This is a genomic window from Streptomyces sp. NPDC014861, assembly GCF_043081625.1.
Taxonomy (GTDB): Bacteria; Actinomycetota; Actinomycetes; order Streptomycetales; family Streptomycetaceae; genus Streptomyces.
Genome location: NZ_JBIBWV010000044.1, coordinates 1 through 11986 on the forward strand (window position 1 = coordinate 1; position 11986 = coordinate 11986).

12 protein-coding genes and 1 riboswitch are annotated in these 11986 nt (G+C 70.6%); of the genes, 9 read left to right on the plus strand and 3 right to left on the minus strand.

All coding sequences use genetic code 11. The annotated features are described in order from the left end of the window. Positions 1–532: 532 nt before the first annotated feature. The 3 genes from ACF1BN_RS37600 to ACF1BN_RS37610 form a co-directional block, all read right to left on the minus strand. The gene (locus ACF1BN_RS37600; protein ID WP_392336103.1) at positions 533–1594 is read right to left on the minus strand and encodes an IS630 family transposase; all 1062 of its coding nucleotides are present in this window, start codon (positions 1592–1594) and stop codon (positions 533–535) included. 589 nt (positions 1595–2183) lie between these two features. After that, positions 2184–2366, minus strand: coding sequence for a hypothetical protein (locus tag ACF1BN_RS37605; RefSeq protein WP_392336104.1), 183 nt, complete (start codon positions 2364–2366; stop codon positions 2184–2186). A 112-nt stretch (positions 2367–2478) separates the two neighbouring features. Then, positions 2479–3090 carry a hypothetical protein gene (locus tag ACF1BN_RS37610; protein WP_392336105.1) on the minus strand — a complete coding sequence of 204 codons (612 nt, stop codon included), beginning with the start codon at positions 3088–3090 and terminating at the stop codon, positions 2479–2481. Between the two features lie 848 nt (positions 3091–3938). Here ACF1BN_RS37610 and dhaK point away from each other — a divergent pair. From dhaK to ACF1BN_RS37655, 9 genes are all read left to right on the plus strand, one after another. Further along, a complete protein-coding gene (gene dhaK, locus ACF1BN_RS37615; protein ID WP_392336106.1) occupies positions 3939–4931 on the plus strand; it encodes a dihydroxyacetone kinase subunit DhaK in 993 nt (330 codons plus the stop codon). A 7-nt stretch (positions 4932–4938) separates the two neighbouring features. Beyond that, on the plus strand, positions 4939–5565 hold the full coding sequence (gene dhaL / locus ACF1BN_RS37620) for a dihydroxyacetone kinase subunit DhaL (protein ID WP_392336107.1): 627 nt from the start codon (positions 4939–4941) through the stop codon (positions 5563–5565). Continuing rightward, positions 5562–5969: a PTS-dependent dihydroxyacetone kinase phosphotransferase subunit DhaM gene (locus ACF1BN_RS37625; RefSeq protein WP_376595421.1), complete on the plus strand. Its 408-nt coding sequence runs from the start codon at positions 5562–5564 to the stop codon at positions 5967–5969. The genes dhaL and ACF1BN_RS37625 overlap by 4 nt, the downstream gene beginning before the upstream one ends. Positions 5970–6160: 191 nt before the next feature. Beyond that, positions 6161–6355, plus strand: a riboswitch (cobalamin riboswitch). Between the two features lie 28 nt (positions 6356–6383). Then, positions 6384–7079 carry an energy-coupling factor ABC transporter permease gene (locus tag ACF1BN_RS37630; RefSeq protein WP_392336108.1) on the plus strand — a complete coding sequence of 232 codons (696 nt, stop codon included), beginning with the start codon at positions 6384–6386 and terminating at the stop codon, positions 7077–7079. Further along, entirely contained in the window at positions 7079–7429 is a 351-nt protein-coding gene (locus ACF1BN_RS37635) for an energy-coupling factor ABC transporter substrate-binding protein (RefSeq protein WP_392336109.1), read from the plus strand. The genes ACF1BN_RS37630 and ACF1BN_RS37635 overlap by 1 nt, the downstream gene beginning before the upstream one ends. 6 nt (positions 7430–7435) lie before the next feature. Beyond that, entirely contained in the window at positions 7436–8185 is a 750-nt protein-coding gene (gene cbiQ / locus ACF1BN_RS37640) for a cobalt ECF transporter T component CbiQ (RefSeq protein ID WP_392336110.1), read from the plus strand. After that, complete coding sequence (locus tag ACF1BN_RS37645; protein ID WP_392336111.1) at positions 8182–9024, plus strand: energy-coupling factor ABC transporter ATP-binding protein; 843 nt, start codon at positions 8182–8184, stop codon at positions 9022–9024. Before cbiQ ends, ACF1BN_RS37645 begins: the two co-directional genes overlap by 4 nt. Before the next feature lie 189 nt (positions 9025–9213). Next, on the plus strand, positions 9214–11238 hold the full coding sequence (locus ACF1BN_RS37650; protein ID WP_392336112.1) for an FAD-dependent oxidoreductase: 2025 nt from the start codon (positions 9214–9216) through the stop codon (positions 11236–11238). A 46-nt stretch (positions 11239–11284) separates the two neighbouring features. Then, positions 11285–11836 (plus strand): PadR family transcriptional regulator, encoded by a 552-nt coding sequence (locus ACF1BN_RS37655; RefSeq protein WP_392336113.1) that lies wholly within the window; start codon positions 11285–11287, stop codon positions 11834–11836. The last annotated feature ends 150 nt before the right edge of the window (positions 11837–11986 follow it).

Sequence of the window (11986 nt, forward strand, 5' to 3'; positions counted from 1 at the left end):
ACGACATCGCCCGTGACCTCACCATCTGGATGGCCGCCCGAGACTTCCCCGGACGGCCAAACAGGCAGGTCACCGCGTTCTAAAACACCGCCTAGTCGAGGACAGAGCCCGACCTCGTGACCACTCCCCCACCCTCCGAGCCGACCGCCGCCCGTCGAGCTCGAACGGCTGTGCGGTGCTCTTGAGTCGGGGTCCGCCAGGGTCAACGGCTTGCTCACGCTGCTCGTCCAGCGCAGCGACCAGACCGAAAAACCGACGCTGCCTTCGATCGTCGCCCTCGTCGACGTCGGCACCGCCGTCCTCGCCCTGTACGAACGCACCGCCAGATGAACCGCACCCCCGTCCGGCTGCATGCCGGGCGGGATCTTCCGTCGGTCCGGGCTACGCGGCAGCGGCTCGTGCTCTCGGCCGTCCCGCCACGCCACCACCCCGGGATCAACGAGCAGCCTGTCGGCATCGGGCAGTCCCGCCCACCGCAAGAACTCATCACTCTCCGTCCTCATGCACCGACGGCCCGGTGCACAACTATTGATCAGAAACTCATGGGGTTCTCGTCCAGGACGTAGCGGACGTGTGGGCCGCCGAAGTAGCCGCGGACGATGTGGGGCTGGCGCTGTCGTCTGCGGAAGAAGCGGCGGGTTTCGGCGGCGAGTTCGGCCTGGTCGCGGGCTCGGTGCTGCTTGGGCAGGCTGTGCTTGAGGTCTGCGTTGACCAGCTCGTCGGGGTTCAGCTCGGGCGAGTACGGCGGCAGGAAGTGCAGCTCGACGTCGTCGGGATGGGCGGCGAGCCAGTCGCGGACCTTCTTGGAGCGGTGGGCGGAGTGCCCGTCGACCACGAGATGGACCTTGTGGTCGAAGTGGCCGGCGAGCCGGTCCAGGAAGCGGCACATCACCTCGGCGGTGAAGCTCTCGGTGAAGACCATGAAGTGCATCCGGCCCTTGGTACTGATCGCCGACATCGCGTTCACCGAGAACCGGTTCCCGCTCCGCCGCACCACGGGCGTCCTGCCCTTCTCACCCCACGTGCGGCCGGTGACCTGGTCGGACCGAATGCCGACCTGGTCGGCGAAGAGGATCTCGCCGCCGTCCTTCTTCGCCTTCGCGCGGATCTTCGGCCACGTCTCCTGATGCCAGCGCGCCACAGCCTCGGGGTCCTGCTCGATGGCTCGCTTGTCGGGGCGCTGGAAGGACAGTCCCCACCGCTTCAGGTACTTGCCCACCCCCACCTCGGTCAGCCGCACCCGGTACAGCTTCGCGATGAGGTCGCCCACCAGCCGCCGTGTCCACAACTGCCCGGAAAGCCCCACGTCACAGGGCCGGTGATCGAGGACCGCCTGCCGCACCACGGCCTGCTCCGCCTCCCCGAGCACCTGATGCACCCCGACCGGCTTGCCACGCGGACGCATCACCAGCGCCTCCCGCCCGCCGGCCAGCCACTTCGCCCACCAGCCGTCAACCGCCTTCAGCGACACCCCGAACACCGCCGCCACGTCCTCACGGTCCCGCCCCGCCACCAACGCGGCCACCGCCCGCAGCCGCAGGGCCTCCTGCGCCGACGGCGACAGATGCCGCGCGTCCCCCACCAGATCGCTCACACCCACCCAACGACCCAGAACCCAAACCGTTTCGGATCAATATCGGATGTCGGGTCCATCGTGGACGCCGAATTCGCGGTCAGGCCAACAGATCTTCAGGCTGCTGCGCGGGCTCCGGGCTGCTGTTGACGCAGAGGGGGTGCCAACTTGAGGTTCAATTGATGGCAAATTCGATCCATGTCAGAATCCAGACTGGGATCCGACAAAGCGATATCAGCAACGGGGTTCTCCGGAAGAGCGTCCAGCGCCCTTTCATACAGAGTCACACAAAAGGAGCCTCTTCTTTCCGAGCTACTCCGACCAAAAAGCCCGTCGAGCAGTACGGGCTTCGAGCTCCCCAGTACTCGCGCGTTCCCACGTCGATAGTGCAGATACATCTCCCGCGACCACCGTTCGGACATGACATGATCTCCGTCAAAGATCGCGCCATTCCCTCCACAGCGTGCGAGCCAGCCCGACCGGAGATCCAGCAGAGATAGCGGTCTAGCGAGTTGAAATATCACCAGGTGAGGGTCGCCGCGATTCCGATTCACTCGAACCGGGAAACACTCCAACAGGCATGTAGCCAGGATGGAGCAATCAGGATGCTCTACTGCGCCGTAGAAGATTCCGTGCCGAGAATAATTACAGCGTATCGGCGGAGGATGGTGATCGAATCTACCTTTTCCGGGTAGTGCGCCATATGTGCGAAATCTATTCCACGCACCAGGATGATCGCCGCCACTGCTGTAATTTCGCCCGACGAAATGATGGGCTTCAAGAACGTGAACATCTTCTGGAAGCAGAGGTGTTGTGAACTTCGAACGCTTGGGCACGGGGAGCGTTTGACTCATGGCAGCCACCCGATGCATTCGACTATCTCTAGCAGGGCTTTAGGATCTCTCTTAGCCTGGAGCCACTCCAGGGGCGTCGCCGACCTCCCATCGATGTCGAGTGAAGGGGTCAGGTCCCGTCATCAGGTCAACGAACTCTAGAGGATGAAGATCTTCCGGTAGCGCTTGGACAATTGGAGCCAGACCGTAAAGTATGCCTCCTTCATGGACCTGGAGTCTGGGAATCCTCTGCTTGCCACGCTCACCGAAGGCGTAGAGATGCCTCACTCCAACAAGAGACCTGATATGGCTCACCGAGCTCCCGACCTCTTGCGCAAATTCAGACTCCGAAAGCGATGACGCGGATAGCTGTGAGTACTCTAGCGCCGCATTTAGCGTCGGGCTTTCACCAGCCGAGACAGGCGCTCCGCCTCCGAGCATTCCTGCCGCCGCCAGGGGTATCAGTGTCTCGCGCCCCGCCGACGACTCTGAATGCTCGGGGATCTCGTTTGCCACCGTTTCCAACCAGCCGACAAATTCATCGCCGTTCATTCCCATGCGCTCCACGACCTTTTCCAGGCGGTGCATGTTTTGCTGGAGGGTGAGCGCTATCAATGACGACGTTTTCGCGACCTCAGTAGCTGCACGGCCAGCGGCCTCGATAGTGGCTTCGGCGGCCTGCACGAACAGAAGAATGGCACTGCTATCTCTTTGACCTGGGCCCAAGAGGTCAGCATCGACCGCGTTTGCTGCTTCCTCGGCTGCCGCTTGGGCAGCGACCATTGCTTCAGAGGCAGTTCTGCTGCTTGACCCTATGGGCCCTCGGGCGGGTAGCGGCATGTGACCAGACTCCGTTCATCCCTTATCCAGCATCTCCCGCACCGAGCTTCGGCGGCAAACGGTCTCCTAGACCCCGCCCTCAAATGGATCTTGCCCAGATCGGGAACGACACCAGGCTGGCCGCCGCCTCGTAGGGGGAGGTGGTCTTGTTCGCCAAGCTGACCGCGGCCGGCCGGCGGGCCGGCACGCCGACCAGGCGAGCGACCCCGACCCACCGGTCGTGCGCCTGGCCCTCTGATCGGCCGACGCTTGGCGAGCGGAGGGCTCGACTCGACCGTCGGCGAGTATCACGCCTACTTCCGAATGCTGCTCGACGGCGGCATGCAGCGGAGTCCATCTGTCACATGGTCAGGGGCAGTACGACAGCTGGGGCTTCGGGAGGGCCGTGCACGCCTACCGCGGCGACCACTCTCCCATCGGCCAGTTCAGCTAGGCCGGCGAACCCGCGACGCACCGGTGCGCGTCCGCACGCTCGCGTCGATAATCGCTCCATGATGCGCATTCGCAAAGAGCGTCTCCCGCCGCCCTCGCCTGATAGACCATCAGGAAAGTCAGCATTAAGTCAGCATCAGTACCGCGCGGAGCCGCCCCCAGACGCCAGGAACCGCCAAGATCAACAATGCGACTCCCCCATCCTGACCTGCAAAAACCCTACTCAGCGGCTTGGCTGCTAATCTCACTTGGAGGTATCCATGAGGATGCTGATCAATGTGCCCGAGACCGTCGTCGCCGATGCCTTGCGCGGGCTGGCCGCCGCGCATCCCGAGTTGACCGTGGACGTGGAGCGGCGGGTGGTGGTGCGCAGGGACGCGCCGGTGGCCGGGAAGGTCGCGCTGGTGTCGGGGGGCGGTTCGGGGCACGAGCCGCTGCACTCGGGGTTCGTGGGGCCGGGGATGCTCGACGGGGCGTGTCCCGGGGAGGTGTTCACGTCGCCGGTGCCGGACCAGATGGTGCGGGCCGCGGCGGCGGTGGACAGCGGGGCGGGGGTGCTGTTCGTGGTGAAGAACTACACGGGTGACGTGCTGAACTTCGAGATGGCCGCCGAACTCGCCGAGGACGAGGGCATCCAGGTCGCCCGGGTGCTCGTCGACGACGACGTGGCCGTCACCGACAGCCTGTACACGGCGGGGCGGCGCGGGACCGGGGCGACGCTCTTCGTGGAGAAGCTGGCCGGTGCGGCGGCCGAGGAGGGCGCCCCGCTGGAGCGGGTGGAGGCGCTGGCCCGGCGGGTGGTCACGCGGTCGCGGTCGTTCGGGGTCGCGCTGGGCGCGTGCACCACGCCCGCGAAGGGCAGCCCGACCTTCGACCTTCCGCCCGGGGAGCTGGAGCTGGGTGTCGGCATCCACGGCGAGCCGGGGCGGGAGCGGCGCGGGATGATGACCGCCCGGGAGATCGCCGAGGTCGCCGTCGACGCGGTCCTCGACGACCTGCGGCCGTCGGATCCGGTGCTGCTGCTGGTGAACGGCATGGGGGCGACGCCGCTGCTGGAGCTGTACGGCTTCAACGCGGAGGTGCGGCGGGTCCTCGACGCGCGCCGGGTGCCGGTGGCGCGGACGCTGGTCGGGAACTACGTGACCTCGCTGGACATGGCGGGGTGCTCGGTGACGCTGTGCGCCGCGGACGAGGAGCTGCTGCGGCTGTGGGACGCGCCGGTGTCGACGGCCGCGCTGCGCTGGGGCCGGTGAGCGGGCGATGACGGAGACGTACGGCGCCGCGTTCGCGGTGCGCTGGATGCGGGCGGTCGCGGCGGCGGTGGAGCGGGAGGCCGGGCGGCTGACCGAGCTGGACGCGGCGATCGGCGACGCGGACCACGGCGCCAATCTGCGGCGCGGCTTCGCCGCCGTCGCCGACGCGCTGGCGAAGGAGCCGCCCGCGACCCCGGGCGCGGCCCTCACGGCCGCCGGAAGGCAGCTGATCTCCACGGTGGGCGGGGCCTCGGGGCCGCTCTACGGAACGCTGCTGCGACGGGCCGGCAAGGCGCTCGGCGACGGCGGGGAGGTCACGCGGGCCGAGCTCGCGGACGCGCTCGCGGCCGGGGTCGCCGCCGTCGGACAGCTCGGCGGAGCCGTACCGGGTGACAAGACGATGCTGGACGCGCTGACCCCCGCCGTGGCCGCGCTGCCGGAGTCCTTCGCCGCGGCGCGCGCCGCGGCCGACGAGGGGGCGCTCGCGACCGTGCCGTTGCGCGCCCGCAAGGGCCGGGCCAGTTATCTCGGGGAGCGGTCGGTCGGCCATCAGGATCCGGGGGCGACCTCCTCGGCGTTGCTGTTCGCCGCGCTTGCGGAGGCGGCGGGGACGGGAGAGGGGGCGGGCCGATGAGCGGGGGCAGGGTCGGGATCGTGCTGGTCTCGCACAGCGGTGCCGTCGCGGAGGCGGTCGCCGACCTGGCCCGGGGGCTCGCCGGCGGCGGCGACCTGGCGCCGGTCGCGGCGGCGGGCGGCGGACCCGGCGGGGGGCTCGGCACCAGCGCCGACCTGATCGCCGAGGCCGCGAAGGCCGTCGACGCCGGCGCCGGGGTGGCCGTCCTGGTGGACCTGGGCAGTGCCGTGCTCACGGTGAAGGCGCTCCTCGCCGAGGGCGACGAGCTTCCGGAGGGCACCCGGCTCGTGGACGCGCCCTTCGTGGAGGGCGCGGTGGCCGCGCTGGTGACGGCGAGCGCCGGCGGGGACCTGGACGCGGTCGCGGCGGCGGCCTCGGAGGCGTACGCCTACCGCAAGGTCTGACGCGCGCGGGAAGCGGGGCGCCCCGGCCGGGTTCCACTCCGCCGGGGCGCCCTCGTCCGAGCAGCAGCAACGCACTTGGACACGTCCACGCTAGTGCGGGGGTCCGACAACGGGTCCCGACGGCGCCGGGCCCCGGGAGATGTCCGAGCGCGAGTGACCGACCCCGCATTGTGATGAGGCAGGTCAACACACTAATGTCGCACCGCCTTGGTGTTCGGGAAACCGGTGCAGTACCGGTGCGGCCCTCGCCACTGTGATCGGGAGGTCCGGCTCCATCCCCTCGGGGAAGCCACTGTTCCGCCGCGGGAGACCGTCGCGGGATGGGAAGGCGGAGTCGGGCGTCATGACCGTCAGCCAGGAGACCGGCCAGGGCGCGTTGTCCATCCACGAGGTGCTGGAGAGGGTCTCCCGATCATGCATATCGCCGAGGGGTATCTGCCCCCCGTCCATGCGGCCGCCTGGGGCGTCGCATCGGCCCCGTTCGTCATCCACGGCGTCCGCGCGCTCACCCGCGAGGTGCGCGCCAACCCCGAGTCCACGCTGCTGCTCGGCGCCGCGGGCGCCTTCACGTTCGTCCTTTCCGCGCTCAAACTGCCTTCGGTGACGGGCAGTTGCTCCCACCCGACCGGCACGGGACTGGGCGCGATACTGTTCCGGCCGCCGATCATGGCGGTCCTCGGCACCATCACGCTCCTCTTCCAGGCGCTGCTGCTCGCCCACGGCGGGCTGACCACGCTGGGGGCGAACGTCTTCTCGATGGCGATCGTCGGCCCCTGGGCGGGATACGGCGCCTATGTGCTGCTGAAGCGGTCCGGGGCGCCGCTGATGGTGAGCGTCTTCTTCGGCGCCTTCGTCGCCGACCTGTCCACCTACTGCGTGACCAGCGTCCAGCTGGCCGTCGCCTTCCCCGACCCGGGCAGCGGCATCGCGGGCTCGCTCGCGAAGTTCGGCTCCATCTTCGCGGTGACGCAGATCCCGCTCGCCGTGAGCGAGGGCCTGCTGACCGTGCTGGTGGTGCGGCTGCTCATGCAGTCGAGCAAGGGTGACCTGCTGCGTCTCGGCGTGCTCGGCCGGACGGAGTCGAAGCGACGCGAGGAGGCGGCGGCGTGATGAGCCGGAACGCGAAGATCAACACCCTGCTGCTGGCGCTCGTGGCGGCGCTGGCGGTGCTGCCGCTGGTGCTGGGGCTCGGCGACCACAAGGAGGAGCCGTTCGCCGGCGCCGACGCGGAGGCCGAGACGGCGATCACCGAGATCCAGCCGGACTACGAGCCGTGGTTCAGCCCGCTCTACGAGCCGCCGTCCGGTGAGATCGAGTCGGCGTTGTTCGCCCTCCAGGCGGCCCTCGGCGCCGGTGTCCTCGCCTACTACTTCGGCGTGCGGCGCGGGCGCCGGCAGGGCGAGGAGCGGGCGGCGGCCCGTGAGGAGAGCGGCGCCTCCGGCGCGGGCGCGGACGCGTAGCCGCGGATGCTGCCGATCGACGCGGCGGCGCACGGCAGTCGCTGGCGCCGCCGCCATCCGGCGGAGAAGGCCGCGCTCGGATTCGGTCTGACCCTGTGCGCGGTGTGTCTGCCGCCGTGGCCGGGGGCGCCCCTGGTCGCGGCGGCGACGCTCGCCGTCCTGCTCGGCCCGGCCGGTGTGCCGGGCCGGCAGCTGTGGCGGGCCTTCCGGATCCCGCTGGGCTTCTGCGTCACCGGCGCCGTCCCGCTGCTGTTCGCGGTGGGCGGGCCCGGTGGCGCCGTGGCCTGGGCTCCGGACGGGCCCGTGCACGCCGGGGAGCTGCTGCTGCGGACGGCTTCGGCCTCGCTGGGAGTGCTGCTGTTCGCGTTCACCACACCGGTGTCGGACGTGCTGCCGCGCCTGGTCAGGGCCGGGGTGCCGGCGCCGGTGGTGGACGTGGCCCTGGTGATGTACCGGATCGTGTTCCTGCTGCTCGACGCGCAGGCCAAGGTGCGGCAGGCGCAGGCGGCGCGGCTCGGGGCGACGACCCGGGCGGCCGTGTGGCGGTCGCTGGCCGGGCTCGGCGCGACCTCGTTCGTGCGGGCCTTCGACCGGGCGCAGCGGCTCCAGACCGGTCTCGCCGGGCGCGGCTACGACGGGACGCTGCGGGTGCTGCTGCCCGAGGCCCCGGTCTCCCGTCCGTTCCTCGCGGCGACGGCCGGCCTCCTCGCGGGGCTCGTCGCGCTCACCCTCGTACTGGAAAGGTTCCTGTCATGACGGCCCCCACCCCGGTCGTGGAGTTGGTGCGCGCGGGCTTCGCGTACGAGGACGGGCCTGCCGTCCTCTCGGATGTCGCCTTCGCGGTGACGGAGGGCCGGGCGGTCGCGCTGCTCGGGCGGAACGGCGGCGGGAAGACGACGCTGCTGCGGCTGCTGAGCGGCGGGCTGCGCTGCGGCGAGGGGGCGCTGCTCCTGGACGGTACGGAGGTGGCGTACGACCGGAAGGGGCTGACCCGGCTGCGGACCTCGGTGCAGCTGGTGGTGCAGGACCCCGACGACCAGCTCTTCGCCGCCTCGGTGGCGCAGGACGTGTCCTTCGGGCCGATGAACCTGGGCCTGCCCGAGGACGAGGTGCGGCTGCGGGTCGCCGAGGCGCTGGCGGCGCTGGACATCACCGCGCTCGCGGACCGGCCGACGCACCTGCTGTCGTACGGGCAGCGTAAGCGGGCGGCGATCGCCGGCGCGGTCGCGATGCGCCCCCGGGTCCTGATCATGGACGAACCGACGGCGGGCCTCGACCCGCACGGCCAGGAACGCCTGCTGGAGACCCTGGAGCGGCTGCGGGCGACGGGCACCACGGTGGTCATGGCCACGCACGACGTGGACCTGGCGCTGCGGTGGGCCGACGAGGCCGCCGTGCTCTCCCCCGCCGGGCTGCGCACCGGACCGGCCGCCGAACTCCTCGCGGACGAGGCCCTGCTCGACGCGGCCCGGCTGCGGCGTCCGTGGGCGGTGCCGGTGGAACGGTTGCTGCGGGAGCGGGGTCTGCTGCCGGTGGGCGTACCGGGTCCCCGGACGGCGGAGGACCTCGACGCCCTGCTGGACCGGGTGGGCTGAGGGCTCCGTCGGGCGGGATCCTCGGCAGCGCCGCTCGGGGGTGCGCGGCGCAGAGCGGGCGGGTCATGGACCGACCCCCTTCCTACCGAGTAGTAACCATCACACCCCGAATCTTCTGCAACTAGTTGCATAAGCGGGGCCGGGTCGCCTACAACAGGGTGCGACGACCCCTGCGCGAGGAGGCGCCCCGTGACCGCCACGACCCCGTACCCGCATCTGCTCAGCCCGCTCGACCTCGGCTTCACCACCCTGCCCAACCGGGTGATCATGGGGTCGATGCACGTCGGCCTGGAGGAGACCGAGCACGGCTTCGAGCGGATGGCCGCCTTCTACGCCGAGCGGGCCCGCGGCGGCGTCGGCCTCATCGTCACCGGCGGCATCGCGCCCAACGAGGCCGGCCGGCCGTGGGACGGCGGCGCCAAGCTGGCCACCGCCGAGGAGGTCGCCGAGCACCGCCTGATCACCGGGGCGGTGCACGCCGAGGGCGGCCGGATCGCGATGCAGATCCTGCACTTCGGCCGGTACGCCTACCACCCCGCCCTCGTCGCGCCGAGCGCGATCCAGGCCCCCATCAGCCCCTTCGTGCCGAACGAGCTGACCGACGCCGAGGTCGAGCGGACCGTCGAGGACTACGCGCGCTGCGCCGAGCTCGCCAAGGAGGCCGGGTACGACGGCGTCGAGGTCATGGGCTCCGAGGGCTACCTGATCAACGAGTTCATCGCCGCCGCCACCAACCACCGCACCGACCGCTGGGGCGGCTCGTACGAGAACCGCGTCCGCTTCCCGCTGGAGATCGTCCGCCGGATCCGCGAGCGGGTCGGCACCGACTTCATCGTCGTCTACCGGCTCTCCATGCTGGACCTCGTCCCCGGCGGCTCCACCCTGGAGGAGGTCGTCCGGCTCGCCAAGGAGATCGAGGCCGCCGGCGCGACCATCATCAACACCGGCATCGGCTGGCACGAGGCCCGCATCCCCACCATCGCCACCTCCGTCCCGCGCGGCGCCTACACCTGGGTGACCAAGAAGCTGATGGGCGCCGTGTCGGTGCCGCTGGTCACCAGCAACCGCATCAACACCCCCGAGGTCGCCGAGGAGATCCTCGCCGACGGCCGCGCCGACCTCGTCTCGCTCGCCCGCCCCTTCCTCGCCGACCCCGCCTTCGTGAGCAAGGCCGCCGCCGGACGCTCCGAGACCATCAACACCTGTATCGGCTGCAACCAGGCCTGCCTCGACCACACCTTCAACCTCAAGATCACCTCCTGCCTGGTCAACCCGCGCGCCTGCCACGAGACCGAACTGGTCCTCTCCCCCACCCGGCTCGCCAAGCGGATCGCCGTCGTCGGCGCCGGACCGGCCGGCCTGTCCTGCGCCGTCTCGGCGGCCGAACGCGGCCACTCCGTCACCCTCTTCGAAGCCGCCGCGGAGATCGGCGGCCAGCTCAACGTCGCCAAGCGCGTGCCCGGCAAGGAGGAGTTCGACGAGACCCTGCGCTACTACCGCGTCCAGCTCGCCGAGCACGGCATCGACGTCCGCCTCGGCACCCACGTCACCGCCGCCGACCTCGACGGCTACGACGAGGTCGTCGTCGCCACCGGCGTCACCCCCCGCGACCCCGGCATCGAGGGCCAGGACCACCCCAGCGTCGTCAGCTATCTCGACGTGCTGCGCGACGGCGCGCCGGTCGGCGAGCGGGTCGCGATCATCGGCGCCGGCGGCATCGGCTTCGACGTCGCCGAGTTCCTGACCGACGGCGGCGAGGGCGCGAGCCAGGACCCCGAGACGTACTTCCGCCAGTGGGGCGTCGACACCTCCTACGAGCACCGGGGCGGCCTGCGCGCACCCGAGCGGAACGCGCCGCCGCGCCAGGTGCACCTGCTCCAGCGCAAGACCACCAAGGTCGGCGCCGGACTCGGCAAGACCACCGGCTGGATCCACCGCACCGAGCTCAAGCACCGAGGCGTCGCCATGGTCGCCGGCGTGAGCTACGACCGGATCGACGACGAGGGCCTGCACCTCAGCATCGACGGCGAGCGACAGGTCCTGCCGGTCGACACGATCGTCCTCTGCTCCGGCCAGGAGCCCCAGCGGGGCCTGTACGAGGAGCTGGTCGCCGCAGGCCGCCCGGCGCACCTCATCGGCGGGGCCGACGTCGCCGCCGAGCTGGACGCCAAGCGCGCCATCGACCAGGGCACCCGGCTCGCCGCCGCCCTGTGACGGGCACCCGGAGAGCACCTCGGCCGGCCGAACCTAGGATGCGAGCATGTCCCTCCCGCACGCGATCCTCACCGCGCTGCTCGAGAAGCCGTCCTCCGGCCTCGAACTGACGCGCCGCTTCGACAAGTCGATCGGCTACTTCTGGTCGGCCACGCACCAGCAGATCTACCGCGAGCTGGGACGCCTGGAGGAGGCGGGGCAGATCCGCGCCCTGCCCTCCCCCGTACCCGTCCGCGGGCAGCGCAAGGAGTACGAAGTGCTGCCCGCGGGACGGGACTTCCTGCGGGAGTGGGTGGGCGCGGCCGAGGACCCCAAGCCGCTCCGGTCCGCGCTGCTGCTGCGGATGCGGGCCGCGGCCGTGGTCGGCTCGGCCGGGCTCCGCGCCGAACTGGAGCGCCACCTCGCCCTGCACCGCGCCCAGCTCGACGAGTACCACGCCATCGAGCGACGGGACTTCCCCGCCGAGCGGCGCCTCACCGAGCCCGACCGGCTGCGCCACCTCGTCCTGCGCGGCGGGATCGACCTCGAACGCTTCTGGGTGGAGTGGGTGACCTCGGCACTCGGCACACTCGGCCCCGAGCCGGGCGCCGAGAAGTGACACCGGGGGCGGACGCGGGCCGTGGGGGCTGAAGCGGGTCGGGGGCGGGCACAAGGGGTGTTGTAGAAGGCCGGGCTCGGGCAGGCTGAAGTGGCGCCTGACCTGCTGTTTCACCGTGTCATGGCGAGGTTGTGCATGGTGGCGACGGCG

What these genes read in the sequence shown, in the direction of transcription:
- ACF1BN_RS37655 (WP_392336113.1), top strand. Translation starts at nt 11,285, where the DNA reads ATGTCCCTCCCGCACGCGATCCTCACCGCGCTGCTCGAGAAGCCGTCC.
- ACF1BN_RS37605 (WP_392336104.1), bottom strand. Translation starts at nt 2,366, where the DNA reads ATGTTCACGTTCTTGAAGCCCATCATTTCGTCGGGCGAAATTACAGCA.
- dhaK (WP_392336106.1), top strand. Translation starts at nt 3,939, where the DNA reads ATGAGGATGCTGATCAATGTGCCCGAGACCGTCGTCGCCGATGCCTTG.
- cbiQ (WP_392336110.1), top strand. Translation starts at nt 7,436, where the DNA reads ATGCTGCCGATCGACGCGGCGGCGCACGGCAGTCGCTGGCGCCGCCGC.
- ACF1BN_RS37630 (WP_392336108.1), top strand. Translation starts at nt 6,384, where the DNA reads ATGCATATCGCCGAGGGGTATCTGCCCCCCGTCCATGCGGCCGCCTGG.
- ACF1BN_RS37625 (WP_376595421.1), top strand. Translation starts at nt 5,562, where the DNA reads ATGAGCGGGGGCAGGGTCGGGATCGTGCTGGTCTCGCACAGCGGTGCC.
- ACF1BN_RS37645 (WP_392336111.1), top strand. Translation starts at nt 8,182, where the DNA reads ATGACGGCCCCCACCCCGGTCGTGGAGTTGGTGCGCGCGGGCTTCGCG.
- dhaL (WP_392336107.1), top strand. Translation starts at nt 4,939, where the DNA reads ATGACGGAGACGTACGGCGCCGCGTTCGCGGTGCGCTGGATGCGGGCG.
- ACF1BN_RS37635 (WP_392336109.1), top strand. Translation starts at nt 7,079, where the DNA reads ATGAGCCGGAACGCGAAGATCAACACCCTGCTGCTGGCGCTCGTGGCG.